Raw genomic sequence first — 18636 nt, 5'->3', positions numbered from 1 at the left:
GATGTGATGAAAGCCTTTCGCTGGTGTGTATTAGCAGCGGTGATGCTGGCGGCGCTTCCTCTTCGCGCCGCCTGTACCTGGCCTGCCTGGGAGCAGTTTAAAAAGGACTACATCAGTGAAGGCGGGCGCGTCATTGATCCCAGTGACACGCGCAAAATTACGACCTCGGAAGGGCAAAGCTACGCTCTGTTCTTTGCCCTGGCGGCGAACGATCGCAAAGCCTTTGACCTGCTGCTGACGTGGACGCGCGATAATCTCGCCAGCGGCGATCTCAACGCCCATCTGCCTGCCTGGCTATGGGGTCAGAAAGATAAAGACGCCTGGGCGGTGATTGATACCAACTCCGCCTCTGATGCCGATGTCTGGATCGCCTGGTCACTGCTCGAAGCGGGTCGGCTGTGGAAAGATCGGGACTATACCCGCACGGGTAAGGCGCTGCTGAAACGCATTGTCAGCGAGGAAGTGGTCAACGTCCCGGGGCTCGGCGCAATGTTGCTTCCCGGTAAAGTCGGTTTTGCCGATGAGAACGCCTGGCGTTTTAACCCCAGCTATCTTCCTCCGCAGCTAGCGGCTTATTTCACGCGCTTTGGTTCCCCGTGGACCCAGCTTCGTGAAACTAACCTGCGCCTGCTGCTTGAGAGTGCGCCGAAAGGTTTTTCGCCGGACTGGGTGCAGTATCAGAAAAACAAAGGCTGGCGGTTACAGCAGGAGAAAGCGCTGGTGGGCGGCTACGACGCCATCCGCGTGTATCTCTGGGTGGGCATGATGAGTGATAACGATCCTCAGAAAGCCCGGCTCCTGACGCGCTTCCAGCTGATGGCGGCAAAGACCATGAAACGGGGTGTGCCGCCGGAGAAAGTGGATGTGGCGACGGGGAAACGCACCGGCGACGGCCCGGTCGGGTTCTCTGCCGCTATGCTGCCGTTTTTACAACAACGTGATGCCCAGGCGATTCAGCGCCAGCGCGTTGCAGACCATTTTCCCGATAACAATGCCTATTACAGCTATGTGCTGACGCTTTTTGGGCAAGGATGGGATCAGCATCGTTTTCGCTTCACCGCAAAAGGTGAATTAATACCGGATTGGGGCCAGGAATGCGCAAGTTCACAGTAAATCTACTCAGTTTATCGCTTGGCCTGGCGCTTATGCCGTGGGCCCAGGCCGCTAACTCTCCGCAGCAAAAACAGCTGCTGGAGCAGGTGAGGCTGGGCGAATCGACACAGCGTGAGGATTTGGTTCGTCAGTCGCTCTATCGCCTTGAGCTGATTGACCCGAACAACCCTGATGTGATTGCCGCACGCTTTCGCTACCTGCTGCGTCAGGGCGATAACGCCGGCGCGCAAAAAGAGCTGGATCGTCTGAAAGGGATTGCGCCGGGTTCGAGTGCGTACCAGTCATCACGCAACACGATGCTGCTTTCTACTCCGGATGGCCGCCAGCAGCTCCAGCAGGCGCGACTGCTCGCCACTACGGGGCACACGCAGGAGGCGATTGCCGCCTATGACAAGCTGTTTGACGGCAACCCGCCGGGTGGCGACGTGGCGACGGAATACTGGAACGTCGTGGCAAAAGATCCTGCTCGCCGCGGCGCGGCCATTAACCAGCTCAAGAAAATAAACAGCAGCAGTCCCGGAAATACGCAGCTGCAGGCGACGCTGTCCCAGCTTCTGTTCCAGAGCGGACGTCGTGATGAAGCCTTTGCGGTATTGCAGGAGATGGCCAAATCCACCAATGGCCGCAGCCAGGCGTCTGATATGTGGTATGACCAAATCAAAGACCAGCCTGCCAGCAGCGCCAGCGTCAGCGCGCTGCAAAAATACCTGAGCGTATTCAGCGACGGGGATAGCGTCGCGGCGGCGCGTGCCCAGCTTGAAGCGCAGCAAAAACAGCTCGCCGATCCGGCGTTCCGCGCGAAAGCCGAAGGGCTGGCGGCGGTGGATGCCGGGCAGGGAAGTAAGGCGGTGGCGGAGCTGCAAAAAGCCGTTAGCGCCAACCATGCCGACAGTGAAGCGGTGGGCGCCCTTGGACAGGCGTATTCCCAGAAGGGCGACCGCGCCCGCGCGGTGGCACAGTTTGAAAAGGCGATTGCCCTCGATCCCCAGAGCGATAACCGGGGTAAATGGGACAGTCTTCTGAAGGTTAACCGCTACTGGCTGCTGATCCAGCAGGGCGATGCGGCGCTGAAGGCGAATAACCCGGCGCAGGCAGAGCGTTACTATCAGCAGGCACGCAATATCGACAATACCGACAGCTATGCCGTGCTGGGGCTCGGCGACGCCGCCGCGGCGCGTAAAGATAACGACGCGGCGGAGCGTTACTATCGTCAGGCGCTGCGGATGGACAGCGGCAACAGCAATGCGGTTCGCGGCCTGGCCAATATTTACCGCGCGCAGTCGCCGGAGAAGGCTTCGCAGTTTATCCAGTCTCTCTCCGCCAGCCAGCGCCGTAGCATAGACGACATTGAACGTAGCCTGACCAACGAACAGCTCTCCGCCCAGGCCGAACAGCTTGAGAACCAGGGGAAATACGCGCAGGCAGCAGACATTCAGCGTCGTCGTCTGGCGCTCTCTCCCGGCGACGTGTGGATAACCTATCGTCTTTCGCGCGATCTCTACAGCGCGGGTCAGCGCAGCCAGGCGGACACCCTGATGCGTCAGCTTGCCCACCAGAAACCGTCCGACCCGGATCAGGTTTATGCTAACGGGCTCTACCTTTCCGGAAACGATCAGGACCGGGCCGCGCTGGCGCATCTGGAGACGCTGCCGCGCAGCCAGTGGAACGGCAATATTCAGGAGCTTGCCGACCGCCTGCAAAGCAACCAGGTGCTGGAAACCGCCAACCGCCTGCGCGACAGCGGCAAAGAGCAGGACGCAGAGAATTTTCTTCGCCAGCAGCCGACCTCCACCCGTATCGACCTCACGCTGGCGGACTGGGCACAGCAGCGTGGCGATCTGGACTCGGCGAAAACGACGTACAACGCCGTCCTGCAGCGTGAGCCGCAGAATGAAGACGCGCTCCTCGGCCTGACCGAGATTTACAGCGCGCAGGGTAACAAAGATGCCGCGCGCGCGGAGCTGGCGAAGCTGCCCGCCGCGCAAAACGGCCAGCCGCTGTCGCTCAATATGCAGCGCCGCATCGCGATGGCGCAGGCGGGTCTGGGCGATGCCGCTGCCGCAGAGCAGACCTTCAATAAAATCATTCCGCAGGCAAAATCGCAGCCTGGCTCCATGGAAAACGCGCTGGTGCTGCGTGATGCCGCACGTTTCCAGGCGCAGAACGGCCAGCCTCAGCAGGCGCTGGAAACCTACAAAGATGCGATGGTATCGACGGGTATCACCACGACGCGTCCGGCTGACAACGACAGTTTCACCCGTCTGACGCGTAACGATGAAAAAGACGACTGGCTGAAGCGCGGCGTGCGCAGTGATGCCGGTGAGTTGTACCGTCAGCAGGATGTTAACGTCACGCTGCAGCACGATTACTGGGGCTCCAGCGGCACGGGCGGTTATTCCGATCTGAAAGCGCATACCACCATGCTGCAGGTGGATGCGCCGCTCTCTGACGGGCGCATGTTCTTCAGAAGCGATCTGGTCAATATGGACGTCGGGTCATTCGATACCAGGAACGGGACTTACGACCCTAAATGGGGAACCTGCTACGAAACGCCGTGTAGCGGTAACACCCATCAGTCAGACAATGGCGCGAGCGTTGCCGTCGGCTGGCAGAATAAAACCTGGGCGATGGATATTGGCACCACGCCAATGGGCTTTGACGTCGTCGACGTGGTGGGCGGCATCAGCTACAGCAGCGATTTGGGGCCCATCGGCTATACCGTTAACGCCCATCGTCGGCCAATCTCCAGCTCTCTGCTGGCCTTCGGCGGGCAAAAAGATACCAATACCGGCACCACCTGGGGCGGCGTACGCGCCACCGGTGGCGGCGTAAGTATGAGCTATGACAAAGGGGAAGCGAACGGCGTCTGGTCAAGCCTCAACGCGGAAACGCTGACGGGTAAAAATGTGGAGGATAACTGGCGCGTCCGCTGGATGACGGGTTATTACTACAAGCTCATTAATAAAAACAACGAGCGCCTGACGGTCGGCGTCTCCAACATGCTCTGGCACTACGACAAAGACCTGAGCGGTTATACCCTGGGTCAGGGCGGCTATTACAGCCCGCAGGAGTATGTCTCCTTCGCCTTGCCGGTGACATGGCGTAAGCGCACGGAAAACTGGTCCTGGGAGCTGGGGGGCTCGGTCTCCTGGTCCCACTCCAAAACCAAAGACGAGCTGCGCTACCCGATCCAGAATCTGATCCCGACCGATGAGCCAGACCGCTATACCGACCGGGGCGCGATGGAAACCGGCAGCAGCTCCTCCGGTACGGGTTATACCGCGCGGGCCATAATCGAGCGGCGGGTCACGTCCAACTGGTTTGTGGGCATGGGCGTGGATATCCAGCAAGCGAAAGACTATACCCCAAGCCACGCGCTGATCTATGTGCGCTACTCTGCTGCAGGCTGGCAGGGCGATATGGACTTACCGCCGCAGCCGCTTATCCCTTACGCGGACTGGTAATCGGATTTTCCTTAATCCATTTGTAAGTCTCTCTTAATAGCGCGGCAATCGGGTATACTCAGGCGCGCCAGGTTTACACCCTGGCGCGCCCTGCGCTTCGAGTTTTGTGGAGAGTCATTTTGCGTGTCAGCCGTTCCTTAACAATCAAACAGATGGCGATGGTCTCTGCCGTCACCATGCTGTTTGTCCTGCTCTTCTGCGTCATTTTGCTGTTTCATTCCGTACAGCAGAATCGCTATAACACGGCTTCGCAATTAGAAAGTATCGCCCGCTCGGTACGCGGCCCGCTGTCTGCCTCTATCCTGAAAGGGGATATCCCCGAAGCGGAAACCATTCTAAAACGTATTCAGCCAGCCGGTGTTGTGAGCCGGGCGGACGTCGTGCTACCCAATCAGTTTCAGGCGCTGCGGATGAGCTTTATCCCGGAACGTCCCGTCCCGATGATGGTGATGCGCCTGTTTGAACTGCCGGTGCAAATTTCGCTTCCCGTCTATTCGCTTGAACGTCCTGCGAATCCGCAGCCGCTGGCCTACCTGGTGTTACAGGCAGACTCCTACCGCATGTATAAATTCGTCATGAGTTGGGTGGTTACGTTAGTGACCACTTGCTTACTTATGACGCTTATTCTCAGCGTGGCGCTCACCTGGTGCATCAACCGGCTGATTGTCCATCCCCTGCGCCGTATCGCCCGCGAGCTGAACACGCTCGCCCCGCAGGATCAGATGGGACACCAGCTTGAGCTGCCGCGTCTGCATCATGACGATGAGATCGGCATGCTGGTGCGCAGCTATAACCTCAACCAGCAGCGCATCCAGCGTCAGCAGGATGAACTGAACAGTAGCGCCACCCGTTTTCCGGTATCGGAGCTCCCCAATAAAGCCTTCCTGATGGCGATGCTGGAGCAAACCGTTGAGCGCCAGCAAACCACCGCGCTGATGGTCATTGCCTGCGAAACCCTGCAGGACACGGCTGGCGTGCTTCAGGAGAGCCAGCGCGAAATGCTGCTGCTCACCCTGGTGGAAAAGATCAAATCTGTCCTTGCCCCGCGCATGGTGCTGACTCAGGTCAGTGGTTACGACCTGGTGGTGATTGCCAACGGCGTAAAAGAACCCTGGCATGCGATCACGTTAGGTCAGCAAGTACTCACTGTCATTAATGAGCGGCTACCGATTCAGGGTATCCAGCTTCGCCCGAGCGCCAGTATCGGGATTGCCATGTTCTATGGCGATCTGACCGCGGAACAGCTTTATCGCCGCGCCTTCTCGGCGGCCTTTACCGCCCGGCGCAAAGGCAAAAACCAGATCCAGTTCTTCGACCCGGCGCAGATGGAAAAGGCGCAGCAGCGCCTGACGGAAGAGAGCGACATCCTGACCGCGCTGGATAACCGCCAGTTTGCCCTCTGGCTGCAGCCGCAGGTGGACCTGCAGACGGGAGAGGTGAAAAGCGCCGAGGCCCTGCTGCGTCTGCAGCAGCCGGATGGCTCATGGGAGCTGCCGGAAGGGCTGATTGAGCGCATCGAGTCCTGTGGCCTGATGGTTACCGTTGGCTACTGGGTGCTGGAGGAGTGCTGCCGTCAGCTTGCCGCCTGGCAGGAGCGTGGCGTGACGCTGCCGCTGTCGGTCAACCTGTCTGCCCTGCAGCTTATGCACCCGACCATGGTTTCAGAGATGCTGGAGCTGATCCATCGTTACCGCATCAAGCCTGATACGTTAACCCTGGAAGTGACGGAGAGCCGACGCATCGACGATCCCAATGAGGCGGTCGCGATTCTCAAGCCGCTGCGTAATGCCGGTATTCGTATTGCCCTGGACGATTTTGGCATGGGGTACGCCGGGCTGCGTCAGCTTCAGCACATGAAGACCCTTCCGGTGGATGTGCTCAAAATTGACAAAGCGTTTGTCGACGGACTGCCGGGCGACAGCAGCATGGTGCAGGCGATTATCCAGATGGCGCGCAGCCTCAACCTGCACCTTATTGCCGAGGGGATTGAAACCGACGCGCAACGCGCCTGGCTGGCAGAGGCGGGCGTGGAGAGCGGGCAAGGCTTCCTGTTTGCCCCTGCAGTCCCTTCGGATGTCTTTGAAGAACGATACCTTTCTGGCGCCGATCACCACGCAAAAGCGTAATTTTGTAGCTGGCTTGTGCGAGCCAGCTCAAAGTTCTTAACATTTGTGTTTCAAATTTGAACTGAGTTTATTTCTGTCCTGTTATGTGGATGTTATTTTAAAGCCGCAGGTTAACCATAACCTTACAAAACCTGTGGTTTTTCTTCCCAAGGACACCTTATGAAAACCTCACTCTTCAAAAGTCTTTATTTCCAGGTCCTGACAGCCATCGCCATCGGTATTCTGCTGGGTCACTATTACCCTGAACTGGGCGCGCAAATGAAACCGCTTGGCGACGCGTTCGTTAAGCTCATTAAAATGGTCATCGCGCCGGTGATCTTCTGTACGGTCGTCACGGGCATCGCTGGCATGGAAAGCATGAAGGCGGTCGGTCGTACCGGTGCAGTGGCGCTTCTCTATTTTGAAGTGGTCAGTACCCTTGCGCTGATTATCGGTCTGATCATCGTCAACGTGGTGCAGCCAGGCGCGGGGATGAACGTCGATCCGGCGACGCTGGATGCTAAAGCGGTTGCGGTCTATGCCGAGCAGGCGAAGGATCAGGGCGTGGTCGCCTTCCTGCTGGACGTCATTCCTGGCAGCGTCATAGGCGCGTTCGCCAGCGGAAACATCCTCCAGGTGCTGCTGTTCGCCGTGATGTTTGGCTTTGCCCTGCACCGTCTGGGCAGCAAAGGTCAGCTTATCTTTAACGTGATCGAAAGCTTCTCGCAGGTCATCTTCGGCATCATCAATATGATCATGCGCCTGGCGCCCATCGGTGCCTTCGGTGCGATGGCCTTCACCATCGGTAAGTATGGCGTCGGTACGCTGGTCCAGCTGGGTCAGCTGATTATCTGCTTCTATATCACCTGTATTCTTTTCGTGGTGGTGGTGCTGGGCTCCATCGCCCGTGCGACCGGTTTCAGCATCTTCAAATTTATCCGTTACATCCGCGAAGAGCTGCTGATTGTTCTGGGAACCTCCTCGTCAGAATCGGCGCTGCCGCGCATGCTCGATAAGATGGAGAAACTCGGGTGTCGTAAATCGGTGGTCGGGCTGGTGATCCCGACGGGCTACTCCTTCAACCTGGATGGCACCTCGATATACCTGACGATGGCGGCGGTGTTTATCGCGCAGGCGACCAACAGCCATATGGATATTTTCCATCAGATTACCCTGCTGGTGGTGCTCCTGCTCTCCTCTAAAGGCGCGGCAGGCGTGACGGGCAGCGGCTTTATCGTGCTGGCCGCCACCATTTCTGCTGTGGGTCACCTGCCGGTGGCGGGTCTGGCGTTGATTCTGGGTATTGACCGCTTCATGTCTGAGGCCCGTGCGCTAACCAACCTGGTGGGTAACGGCGTGGCAACGGTGGTGGTGGCGAAATGGGTGAAAGAGCTGGATCACAAAAAGCTCGACGATACTCTGAATAATCGTTCAACTGACAGCAAAAATCCTGGCTTATCCTCTTAATCTTGTCACAAATGCCCGTATTCCCTTGTGGGGATGCGGGCTCCTGCGCATAATAACTGTTCATACCTGTCATAATTCGACAAGATTTTTTTTGGGTATATTTCACTTCGGACCGTGACGTTTTGCCGAACGCGCGGTCTAATCGACGTGTTTTCATCGTCATCTTTAAGAGTGAAGCGCGTCGCGAGGCACTCTTTTTTAACCAGGAATGTTGATCAGGGGTTCACATGCAGGGCACAAAAATTCGACTCTTAACCGGCGGTTTGCTGATGATGGCAGCAGCCAGTTATGTGCAGGCAGATGCGCTCCAGCCAGACCCGGCCTGGCAACAAGGGACATTAGCGAACGGTTTTCAGTGGCAGGTGTTAGCCACGCCGCAACGTCCCAGTGACCGTATTGAAATCCGTCTGTCTGTTAATACCGGTTCCCTCACGGAAAGCACCCAGCAAACCGGTTTCAGCCACTTTATTCCCCGGCTGGCGCTCACTCAGAGCGGCAGCCTGCAAGCGGTTCAGGTGCGTTCGCTCTGGCAACAGGCCATCGATCCAAAACGCCCACTCCCGCCGGCGGTGGTCTCGTATGACTACACCATGTTTAACCTGAGCCTGCCTAATAACCGCAACGATCTGCTTAAAGAAGCCCTGACGTATCTCTCCGATGCCTCTGGCAATCTGGCGATTACGCCGGATACCGTCAACTATGCGTTGAGCAACAGCGACATGGTGGCGACCTGGCCTGGAGATACCAAAGAGGGCTGGTGGCGTTACCGCCTGAAAGGCTCGACGTTACTCGGACATGACCCGGCCGAACCGCTGAAACAGCCGGTGGATGCTGAGCAGGTGAAAACGTTCTATCAGAAATGGTACACCCCGGACGCGATGACGCTGATCGTGGTGGGTAACGTGGACAGCCGGGCGGTGGTAGAGCAGATCAACAAAGCGTTTGGCGATCTGAAAGGCAAGCGTGAATCGCCAGCCCCTGTTCCAACACTCTCCCCGCTGCGGGCAGAGCCTGTCAGCATTATGACGGACACCGTGCGTCAGGATCGACTCTCCGTGATGTGGGATAACGCCTGGCAGCCCATCCGTGAGTCCGCGGCGATGTTGCGCTACTGGCGTGCCGACCTGGCGCGTGAAGCGCTGTTCTGGCACGTTCAGCAGACGCTCAGTAAGAACAACGTGAAGAATATCGGCCTTGGCTTTGACTGCCGCGTGCTGTTCCAGCGTGCGCAATGCGCCATTAACGTTGAATCGCCGGGCGATAAGCTGAATGCCAATCTGGGCGTCGTGGCGAAAGAGCTGGCAAAAGTGCGTAAAGAGGGGCTCTCTGAAGAGGAGTTCAACGCGCTTGTGGCGCAGAAAAAACTCGAGCTGCAGAAGCTGTTCGCGACCTACGCGCGCGCCGATACCGACATTCTGATCAGCCAGCGTATTCGCTCCCTGCAGAACCAGGTGGTGGACATTGCGCCGGAACAGTACCAGAAGCTTCGTCAGGACTTCCTGAGCGGTCTGACCGTCGATATGCTCAACCAGGAGCTCCGCCAGCAGCTGTCGCAGGAGATGGCGTTGATTCTCCTGCAACCGAAGGGCGAGCCGGAATATGACATGAAGGAACTTCAGACGACCTGGGATTCCATCATGGCTACCGCGCCGCAGCCGACGCAGTCCGCAACGGCTGATGATTTACATCAGGACGCGACGGATATCCCGCAAGGACAGTAATGGGGAAACATTCCCTCTCCCACAGGGAGAGGGTTAAGGTGAGGGCTTAAACAGGCATTGCTTCGCGCGGAATAATCGCCCCGCGATACTGAATGACGGTGCTGGCCGTCAGGTGCCCACGCTGTGCCGCGGCTTCCGGTGTTCCACCCGTCAGGCGTACCGCCAGATAGCCCGCGCTGAATGAATCACCCGCCGCCGTGGTATCAATCACTTTCTCTTTGGCCAGCTTCACCGCCGGGACCTCAACCACTGCTTCACCCGCAATCGCGACCAGGCACGAATCCGCACCGCGCTTAATCACCACTTCACGCACGCCAGCCGCCTGCGTGCGTGCAATCACGTCTTCTACCGGTTTCTCACCCCACAGGGCGTCTTCATCGTCGAGCGTCAGGAAGGCGATATCGGTGCATTGCAGCATCTGCTGATAGACCTGCTGCGTCTCTTCACGGCTGGACCACAGGCGCGGGCGGTAGTTGTTATCGAAAATAACCTTACCGCCGTTGGCACGACACGCGCGCAGCAGCGAGAGCAACTTTTCACGGCTGGCCGGGCTGAGGATAGCCAGGCTGATCCCGCTCAGATAGAGATAGTCGAAGGTCGCCAGCTCCTGGCAGATGGCCGCGGCGGCCTCGCTCTCCAGCCAGAATTTGGCCGCGGCTTCGTTACGCCAGTAATAAAACGTGCGTTCGCCAGTGCTGTCGGTTTCGATGTAATAAAGCCCCGGCAGGCGGTTTTCCATACGCTGAATCAGCGACGTTTCAACCTGTTCACTCTGCCAGGCCTCCAGCATTTGCTGGCTGAAGCTGTCCGTGCCCAGAGCGGTAACATAGTTCACGGTGAGCGCCTCAGGCGCAACCTGACGGGCAATATAAACCGACGTATTTAACGTATCGCCACCAAATCCGCGGCTCACTTCCGCGCCTTTTTGTGACAGCTCAATCATGCATTCGCCAATCACGGCAATTTTTTTAGACATAATCGTGAACCTGAACAGAAGAATTAACAGCAGTGTGCGCTGAGTGAATTAACCGGTCAACTATATTAAAACAACGTTCCATTATTTTATTTGAGCCAGCGCGTGTTCCTGCGCATTTCTGTCATCTTAATTTCATTTTCCCGGTGAATTGAACATAAAGTTCTCAATTGTCGCGCCGATAATCCTGTGACGAGTCCAGAAAGGCCATCCCAACAACAGGACATCTGAAATGAAGTCAGAGCAGGTTATCCAGCGGCTGAGCACCACGCCTGAGGCAAGTATTGAGAACTTGCAGGAGCATCGCTACTGGCTGCAATGTGAGCGTGCGTACACTTATCAGCCGATATACCGAACAGACGGTCGACTGATGGCCATTGAAATTTTGACCGTCGTAACGCATCCCTCAAACCCTACCCAGCGCATCGCACCGGATCGCTATTTTGCCGAAGTGGCCGTTCGCCAGCGTCTGGACGTGCTGGAAGAGCAGCTCCATATGCTGGCAACGAAGCAGCCCTTTTTCGAACAGCACGATATCCTTGCCTCCGTGAATGTTGATGGCCCCACTCTGCTGGCGCTGCGTCAGAACGCGAAATTGCAGGAGCTGATTGCCACCCTGCCGTGGGTGCGTTTTGAGCTGGTGGAGCATGTTCGCCTGCCGCAGGACTCCTCGTTTGCCTCCATATGCGAATACGGCCCGCTGTGGCTGGATGACTTTGGCACCGGCATGGCGAACTTTTCGGCCCTGAGTGAAGTGCGTTATGACTACATCAAAGTGGCCCGCGATCTGTTCATTATGCTGCGTCAGACCCCGGAAGGGCGGAACCTGTTTACGCTGCTATTGCAGCTGATGAACCGCTATTGCCAGGGGGTGATTGTTGAAGGTGTGGAAACGCTGGAAGAGTGGCGTGATGTGCAAAGCTCGCCTGCCGCGGCGGCGCAAGGCTATTTCCTCTCCCGTCCGGTACCCATGGATCGCCTCGATAGCGTGATAACTACCCTCTGATAAGCCCGCTTCCCTTTGTCTGGACTATAGTTTTACAGGACAGGTCATCAGGAAAGGGGATAAAAATGACAAGAACAACCAGGGTAATCTCCTGGACAGCAGGGATTTTCTTGTTGTTGATCGTGGTCGTCGCCATCATTATCGCGACGTTTGACTGGAACCGTCTTAAGCCGACCATCAACCAGAAAGTCTCAACCGAACTGAACCGCCCCTTCGCCATACGCGGTGATTTAGGGGTCGTGTGGGAGCGTCAGAAAGAGGAGCCCGGCTGGCGAAGCTGGATCCCGTGGCCACACGTCCACGCCGACGACATCATTCTCGGCAACCCGCCGGATATCCCGGCGGTCACCATGATCCACCTGCCGCGCGTTGAGGCCACGCTGGCCCCGCTCGCGCTGTTCACCAAAACCGTCTATCTGCCGTGGATCAAACTTCAACAGCCCGACGCGCGACTGATCCGCCTCTCAGAAAAAAATAACAACTGGACCTTTAACCTTGCCAGCGACGGCGAAAAGGATCCGAACGCCCAGCCTTCTTCCTGGTCATTCCGTCTCGACAATATTCTCTTCGATCGCGGGCGGATCGCCATCGACGACAAAGTCAGCAAGGCCGACGTGGAGATCCTGGTCGATCCGCTGGGCAAGCCGCTGCCGTTTAGCGAGGTCACGGGGACGAAAGCCAAAGGTGACACGGCAAGCGTGGGCGACTATGTCTTCGGCCTGACGGCAAAAGGACGCTACAACGACCAGCCGCTCAGTGGTAAAGGGAAAATAGGCGGCATGCTGGCGCTCCGGAGCGAAGGCACGCCGTTCCCGGTGCAGGCGGACTTCCGCTCCGGTAACACCCGCGTGGCGTTTGTGGGGACGGTCAACGACCCGATGAATATGGGCGGCGTCGATCTTCAGCTTAAATTTGCCGGTGATTCGCTGGGCGAGCTGTATGAGCTGACCGGCGTGCTGCTGCCGGATACGCCGCCGTTCGAAACGGACGGGCATCTGGTCGCCAAAATCGATACCGAAAAAGCGTCTGTTTTTGACTACCGTGATTTTAACGGCCGCATCGGCGACAGTGATATCCACGGCTCGCTGACCTACACCACCGGAAAACCGAGGCCGAAGCTGGAAGGGGACGTTGAGTCCCGACAGCTGCGTCTGGCCGATCTCGGCCCGCTGATCGGCGTGGATTCCGGCAAAGGCACAAAATCAAAAGAGGTGAAAAAGGACATTCAGCCTGCGGGAAAAGTGCTGCCTTACGATCGCTTTGAAACCGATAAGTGGAACGTGATGGATGCGGACGTCCGCTTCAAAGGGCGTAAAATTGAGCATGGCAGCACGTTGCCGTTGAGCGATCTCTCGACGCATATCATCCTCAAAAACGCCGACCTGCGCCTGCAGCCGCTGAAGTTTGGCATGGCAGGCGGGACGATTTCCTCAAACATTCACCTGGAAGGCGATAAAAAGCCGATGCAGGGCCGGGCGGAGATTCAGGCGCGCAGGCTTAAGCTGAAAGCGCTGATGCCGAACGTCGAGCTGATGCAGAAAACCCTCGGCGAGATGAACGGCGATGCCGACATTCGCGGCGTGGGTAACTCCGTGGCGGCGCTGCTGGGCAGCGGTAATGGCAACCTGAAGCTGCTGATGAACGACGGGCTGGTGAGCCGCAACCTGATGGAGATCCTGGGCCTGAACGTCGGTAACTACATCATCGGGCAAATCTTCGGTGATGATGAGGTGCGGGTGAACTGCGCGGCGGCCAATCTGGATCTGGTTAACGGCGTGGCGCGTCCGCAGATTTTTGCCTTCGACACGGAAAATGCGGTGATTAACGTGACCGGTACCGCCAGTATGGCGTCCGAACAGCTGGATTTGACCATCGATCCGGAAAGTAAGGGGATCCGTATCATCACCCTGCGCTCGCCGCTGTACGTGCGCGGAACCTTCAAAAATCCGCAGGCGGGCGTGAAGCCCGGACCGCTGATTGCGCGTGGCGCGGTGGCCGCAGCCCTCGCGACGCTGGTTACCCCCGCCGCAGCGCTGCTGGCGTTGATTTCGCCGTCAGAAGGCGAGGCGAATCAGTGCCGGACCATTTTGTCGCAAATGAAGAAGTAAGGAGCGGCCTGTTTTTGACGGGTGGCGCTGCGCTTACCCGGCCTGCATTTGAATCGTAGGCCGGGTAAGGCGTAGCCGCCACCCGGCATTAGCTTACAGAGCCTGGTGTTTCGTCTCGTGCGTCAGCAGCAGCGCAATCAGCGTCAGCGCCGCCATGGCCGCCAGATAAACGCCTACATAGAACAGGCCGTAGTTTGCCTGCAGCCAGGTGGCGATATACGGCGCAACGGAGGCGCCCAGAATAGACGAGACGTTATAGGAGAACGACGCGCCGGTATAACGCACTTCCGTCGGGAACAGCTCTGGCAGCAGCGCACCCATCGGGCCGAAGGTCAGCCCCATCAGGCTCAGGCCAATCAGCAGGTAGGCCATCACCAGCGCCGGGCTGCCTGAACCCAGCAGCGGCGGGAAGACGAACAGAGCAAACAGAACGATCAGCGTGGTGATGGTGATCATGCTTGCGCGACGACCGAACTTATCCGCGAGCAGGCCCGCAATCGGCACCATCACGCCAAATCCGATCACCGCCATCATCAGCATCCACAGCACTTCGTTACGCGGCAGACCCAGCCCAACCGGCGCGGCGGCGGTACTGAAGGTCATGGAGTAAACGGTCATGATGTAGAACAGCGTGTAGGTGGCCAGCATGATAAACGTGCCCAGTACGGTCACGCGGACGTGTTTGGTCAGCAGCGTGCCCAGCGGTACCTTCACCTGCTTGTTCGCCGCGGCCACTTTCGCGAAAACAGGGGTCTCATGCAGAGAAACACGCACGTACAGGCCAATCAGCACCAGCACGGCTGAGAAGACAAACGGGATACGCCAGCCCCAGCTCATGAACTGTTCATCCGTCAGCAGCCAGGAGAGCAGCAGGAACGTCCCGTTGGCGAAGAAGAAGCCAATCGGTGCGCCAAGCTGCGGGAAAGAACCATACAGCGCGCGCTTGCGCGCCGGGGCGTTCTCGGTGGCCAGCAGCGCCGCGCCACCCCATTCACCACCCAGGCCCAGACCCTGACCAAAACGCGCCAGCGCCAGCAGGACCGGCGCCAGAATGCCGATGGTCTCATACGTCGGCAGCAGGCCGATGGCCACGGTGGAGATCCCCATCGTCAGCAGCGAGGCCACCAGCGTCACTTTACGTCCGATGCGATCGCCAAAGTGTCCAAACAGCGCGGAGCCAATCGGACGCGCAACAAACGCGATAGCAAAGGTCGCCAGGGACTGCAGCGTGGCCGCCGTCGGATCGCCCTGCGGGAAGAAAATGTGCGGGAAGACGATGACCGCCGCGGTGGCGTAAATGTAAAAGTCGAAGAACTCGATGGCGGTGCCAATCAGCGAGGCGACGACAACTTTATTTCGCGAATTTACCGGAACGTTTTCGGTTTCTGAGTCGAGTGTGGTGGCGGTTGCTTGCATAATATTTTCTTATTTTTGTCGAACGAAAGGCCATATTACGCACAGCAAAAGCGACATTTCAATCTGTAACAAAGCCGCGACCTGGTGATAAAAGCAACAAAAAGCGGATAATTTTCAGGCCAGCCAAAACACGTCTATGAAATGCTTCACAGATTTTAAATATCAGTCAATAAAACTGGTTTTCGGTTAAATAAAAGTTACGGACTGGATTTATATGCTGAAATGATGAATCGGGCTGAAATTTCAGCCCGGGAGAGGCGTTAACGGTGCGTTTTGCCCGGCATTCGCGGGTCGTCTTTGTACTCGGCAGTGGCGATCCACGCGGCGCAGAACAGGGTTAACCGTGCGAAGAAGTAGAAGAATGCCATTAATCCCAGCACCGAGCCGAACGCCGCGCCGGAAGGGGATTTCACCAGCGACGGCAGGGTGTAGGTCATCACGATTTTAATCACCTCAAAGCCTATCGCCGCGATCAGTGTCCCTCTGATCAGCGCCTTCTTGCGCGGGCGATGGCGCGGCAAGCGCCAGAAGATCCAGAAGAACAGCAGGTAGTTGGCGAAGATGGAAATGGCCAGCCCAATGCTGCGCCAGGCGGGCTTCAGCCATTCGATGTAATCAAGGTAGAGCGCGGAGATGATCATCTGCTGCGCCGAGCCCGCCACGGAGGTAATGGACAGCGTCACGATGAGCGCGACGAGCAGGCCAATCAGCGAAACAAAGTCGCGGAGATACTTCACCCAAATTTTCTCCTGATCCTGCGGCTTACGCTCCCAGACATCGCGCGACTGGGCGCGAATGGCCTCGCGCAGGTTGCCCATCCAGTTAACGCCGGAGTAAAGGGCAATCAGCAAACCGACGATACCGACGGTGGTGCGCTGCTGGACGGCGGTATTGATGGTGCTTTTGAGCGTGCTGGCAAGGGTTGGATCACTGACATTATTCAGGATTTTGTTAAAGATATCCTGCAACAGCGTCGGGTGCGAGGCGAGCACAAAACCGGCCGCCGCAAACGACACCATCAGGATCGGGATCATCGACAGGAAGGAAAAATAGGTGATGGCGGCACCAAACTGGTTACCCATACGGTCATTAAAGCGTTCGGTCGCACGTATCAGATGCGCAATCATGGGAAACTGCTGAATTCTGGCGATAATGCCGGTGACGGTCCCCAGCGCTTTGCTGGCGGTACCTGGAGACCTGGTCTCTTCCGGCTCGGTCTCCATCTTCTTGATGGGTTCATACTCTAAATGTTGGGTGGGTCGTTGCGGGTTATTTTCCGGCGTCACGCGTCTTTTCCTTTTCGTTTGGCTGGATGTTACTGAATTATAGCTTGCGACTAGTCCACGTAAGCTTTTGTGAGTTCGGTCAGCCACTCCATGAACAGATGTACCCGGCGGGAGAGGTTGCGCCGGTGGGGATAAATCAGGGAGACAGGCATTGGTTCGGCCCGGTATTGCGGGAGAATTTCAATCAGTTTCTTCGCGCGCAGTAAATCTCGCACCCCAACCCGCGGAACCTGAATGATGCCCAGCCCGGCGAGGCAGGCAGCCTGGTAAGTTTCGGTGCTGTTAACAGTTAACACCCCTCCCGTTTTTATCCACTGCGTCGTACTGCCGTTATAAAACTCAAAGCCCTGTGGGCGAGTTCCCAGCGTAGCGGTGTAGTGAATGACGGCGTGGGAGCCTAAATCGTCCAGCGTTTCCGGGTAGCCAAAACGCGCCAGATAATCCGGGCTGGCGCAGTTAATCACCGACAGCTTGCCCAACGGTCGGGCAATAAGCCCTGAATCTTTCAGGGTGCCGACGCGTACCACGCAGTCAAACCCTTCGCGGATCACATCCACCAGACGATCGCTGCTGCTGAGCTCCAGCTCGATGCCCGGATAATGCTGCAGAAAAGCAGGGAGTTTGGGGATGACTAAATTTCGAGCTACGGCGACGGGCATATCCACGCGGAGCCGTCCGCTGATGCTGGAGGGATCGTGCAAAAACATACCGTCCAGCTCATCGAGGTTTGCCAGCAGATCTTTTGCCCGTTCGTAATAGACCATACCGTCCTGCGTCAGGCTGACGCGGCGGGTGGTGCGGTGCAATAGCTGGGTGCCAAGCCGGTTTTCGAGGGCCTGAATCTGTCGTGACACGCTGCCTTTCGGCAGCGTTAATGTTTCTGCCGCGCGGGAAAAACTCTCCAGTTCCGCGACGCGAACAAACAGCTGCATTGCGTGAATTTTATCCATAGATGTAGCTCATTGTTGTTTGTGCTGAAACAGTGAAGCGTTTTAACTCATCTTTATTGATTTTCTATCACCTAATAAGCTCTTACTCAATCTCCATAACAGCCAAAACGAGGTTTATGATGACTGAACGTATCGCATTAGTGACGGGTGGTAGCCGTGGTTTGGGTAAAAACGCTGCCTTAAAGCTGGCGGCAGACGGCACGGGAATTGTGCTGACCTACAACCGCAGCCAGCAGGAAGCGCTGGACGTTGTGCATGAAATTCAGGAAAAAGGCGTCAACGCGGCGGCATTGCAGCTCAACGTCGGGGATATCACGAGTTTTGAGCATTTTGCCCAACAGCTTCAGGAAACCCTTAAGAGCGTCTGGCAGCGTGAAACGTTTGACTATTTATTGAACAATGCCGGGACGGGTTTATATGCGCCTTATACCGACACGACGGAAGCCCAGTTTGACGAGGCGCTGAACGTTCATTTCAAAGGACCTTTCTTCCTGACGCAGCGCCTGCTGCCGCTGCTTAGCGACGGCGGACGGATCCTCAACGTCTCCAGCGGGCTGGCCCGTTTTACCCAGCCGGGATCGGCGACCTACGCGGCGATGAAAGGAGCAATGGAAGTGTTGACGCGTTATCAGGCGAAAGAGCTGGGCGCGCGCGGCATCTCCGTCAATATCATTGCCCCTGGCGCGATAGAAACCGACTTTGGCGGCGGACACGTGCGCGACAACGCGGAGCTCAACCAGATGCTGGCGTCCCAGACGGCGCTGGGACGGGTGGGGCTGCCTGACGATATCGGCGATGCCATTGCGGCACTGCTCAGCGACAAACTGGGCTGGATGAATGCGCAACGTATTGAAGTATCAGGCGGTATGTTCCTGTGAGGTATGCGCTTGAGTAAATCCTTAAGATAAATGTGTCTAAATACTGACAGATATAAAGAACCCCGGGGATTTGTAACGTATCCATTCGTTGAGTTTTTTCTTAAATAATGCCTCTGTAGAATCCCCCTTCGCTATTCTCAGAGGGGAAA

The 18636-nt window shown here is 57.2% G+C and carries 12 protein-coding genes; 8 read left to right on the top strand and 4 right to left on the bottom strand.

Annotated elements, in window-relative coordinates:
- The first annotated feature begins 6 nt into the window (after nucleotides 1-6).
- The 5 genes from bcsZ (at nucleotide 7) to ACEPLT_RS21325 (ending at nucleotide 9870) form a co-directional block, all read left to right on the top strand.
- Entirely contained in the window at nucleotides 7-1113 is a 1107-nt protein-coding gene (bcsZ, locus tag ACEPLT_RS21345; protein WP_232929192.1) for a cellulose synthase complex periplasmic endoglucanase BcsZ, read from the top strand.
- Nucleotides 1095-4577, top strand: coding sequence for a cellulose synthase complex outer membrane protein BcsC (gene bcsC, locus ACEPLT_RS21340; protein ID WP_232929166.1), 3483 nt, complete (start codon nucleotides 1095-1097; stop codon nucleotides 4575-4577). The genes bcsZ and bcsC overlap by 19 nt, the downstream gene beginning before the upstream one ends.
- 119 nt (nucleotides 4578-4696) lie before the next feature.
- Nucleotides 4697-6703: a biofilm formation regulator HmsP gene (gene hmsP, locus ACEPLT_RS21335; RefSeq protein WP_048027807.1), complete on the top strand. Its 2007-nt coding sequence runs from the start codon at nucleotides 4697-4699 to the stop codon at nucleotides 6701-6703.
- 159 nt (nucleotides 6704-6862) lie between these two features.
- A complete protein-coding gene (locus tag ACEPLT_RS21330) occupies nucleotides 6863-8149 on the top strand; it encodes a dicarboxylate/amino acid:cation symporter (protein WP_045909063.1) in 1287 nt (428 codons plus the stop codon).
- Nucleotides 8150-8376: 227 nt separating this feature from the next.
- Nucleotides 8377-9870: a M16 family metallopeptidase gene (locus ACEPLT_RS21325; RefSeq protein ID WP_045909062.1), complete on the top strand. Its 1494-nt coding sequence runs from the start codon at nucleotides 8377-8379 to the stop codon at nucleotides 9868-9870.
- A 46-nt stretch (nucleotides 9871-9916) separates the two neighbouring features.
- Here ACEPLT_RS21325 and ACEPLT_RS21320 read toward each other — a convergent pair whose 3' ends face one another.
- The gene (locus tag ACEPLT_RS21320; protein ID WP_063622769.1) at nucleotides 9917-10846 is read right to left on the bottom strand and encodes a 2-dehydro-3-deoxygluconokinase; all 930 of its coding nucleotides are present in this window, start codon (nucleotides 10844-10846) and stop codon (nucleotides 9917-9919) included.
- A 229-nt stretch (nucleotides 10847-11075) separates the two neighbouring features.
- Here ACEPLT_RS21320 and pdeH point away from each other — a divergent pair, with 229 nt between their 5' ends.
- Together pdeH and ACEPLT_RS21310 are read left to right on the top strand one after the other, a co-directional pair.
- On the top strand, nucleotides 11076-11849 hold the full coding sequence (gene pdeH / locus ACEPLT_RS21315) for a cyclic-guanylate-specific phosphodiesterase (RefSeq protein WP_045909060.1): 774 nt from the start codon (nucleotides 11076-11078) through the stop codon (nucleotides 11847-11849).
- 65 nt (nucleotides 11850-11914) lie between these two features.
- Entirely contained in the window at nucleotides 11915-13957 is a 2043-nt protein-coding gene (locus ACEPLT_RS21310) for an AsmA family protein (RefSeq protein ID WP_045909059.1), read from the top strand.
- A gap of 93 nt (nucleotides 13958-14050) precedes the next feature.
- Here ACEPLT_RS21310 and ACEPLT_RS21305 read toward each other — a convergent pair whose 3' ends face one another.
- The 3 genes from ACEPLT_RS21305 to ACEPLT_RS21295 all read right to left on the bottom strand — a co-directional run bounded on the left by ACEPLT_RS21305 (nucleotide 14051) and on the right by ACEPLT_RS21295 (nucleotide 17609).
- Nucleotides 14051-15373, bottom strand: a complete 1323-nt coding sequence (locus tag ACEPLT_RS21305; protein WP_008503129.1) for an MFS transporter — start codon at nucleotides 15371-15373, stop codon at nucleotides 14051-14053.
- 260 nt (nucleotides 15374-15633) lie between these two features.
- Nucleotides 15634-16659, bottom strand: coding sequence for an inner membrane protein YhjD (gene yhjD / locus ACEPLT_RS21300; protein ID WP_008503128.1), 1026 nt, complete (start codon nucleotides 16657-16659; stop codon nucleotides 15634-15636).
- A 50-nt stretch (nucleotides 16660-16709) separates the two neighbouring features.
- A complete protein-coding gene (locus ACEPLT_RS21295; protein WP_008503127.1) occupies nucleotides 16710-17609 on the bottom strand; it encodes a LysR family transcriptional regulator in 900 nt (299 codons plus the stop codon).
- Nucleotides 17610-17728: 119 nt separating this feature from the next.
- On the opposite strand from ACEPLT_RS21295, the gene ACEPLT_RS21290 reads away from it, so the two are divergent.
- Nucleotides 17729-18487, top strand: a complete 759-nt coding sequence (locus ACEPLT_RS21290) for an SDR family NAD(P)-dependent oxidoreductase (RefSeq protein ID WP_025910193.1) — start codon at nucleotides 17729-17731, stop codon at nucleotides 18485-18487.
- Nucleotides 18488-18636: the final 149 nt, after the last annotated feature.

This window comes from Enterobacter sp. fkY84-1, assembly GCF_052974705.1.
Note: the sequence above shows the minus strand (reverse complement) of the source record. Positions and strands in the feature narration are given on the sequence as shown.

Excerpts from the sequence above, each read along its gene's own strand:
- ACEPLT_RS21330 (WP_045909063.1), top strand. The coding sequence starts at position 6,863 with ATGAAAACCTCACTCTTCAAAAGTCTTTATTTCCAGGTCCTGACAGCC.
- ACEPLT_RS21320 (WP_063622769.1), bottom strand. The coding sequence starts at position 10,846 with ATGTCTAAAAAAATTGCCGTGATTGGCGAATGCATGATTGAGCTGTCA.
- ACEPLT_RS21305 (WP_008503129.1), bottom strand. The coding sequence starts at position 15,373 with ATGCAAGCAACCGCCACCACACTCGACTCAGAAACCGAAAACGTTCCG.
- ACEPLT_RS21325 (WP_045909062.1), top strand. The coding sequence starts at position 8,377 with ATGCAGGGCACAAAAATTCGACTCTTAACCGGCGGTTTGCTGATGATG.
- ACEPLT_RS21295 (WP_008503127.1), bottom strand. The coding sequence starts at position 17,609 with ATGGATAAAATTCACGCAATGCAGCTGTTTGTTCGCGTCGCGGAACTG.
- bcsC (WP_232929166.1), top strand. The coding sequence starts at position 1,095 with ATGCGCAAGTTCACAGTAAATCTACTCAGTTTATCGCTTGGCCTGGCG.
- ACEPLT_RS21290 (WP_025910193.1), top strand. The coding sequence starts at position 17,729 with ATGACTGAACGTATCGCATTAGTGACGGGTGGTAGCCGTGGTTTGGGT.
- ACEPLT_RS21310 (WP_045909059.1), top strand. The coding sequence starts at position 11,915 with ATGACAAGAACAACCAGGGTAATCTCCTGGACAGCAGGGATTTTCTTG.
- bcsZ (WP_232929192.1), top strand. The coding sequence starts at position 7 with ATGAAAGCCTTTCGCTGGTGTGTATTAGCAGCGGTGATGCTGGCGGCG.
- pdeH (WP_045909060.1), top strand. The coding sequence starts at position 11,076 with ATGAAGTCAGAGCAGGTTATCCAGCGGCTGAGCACCACGCCTGAGGCA.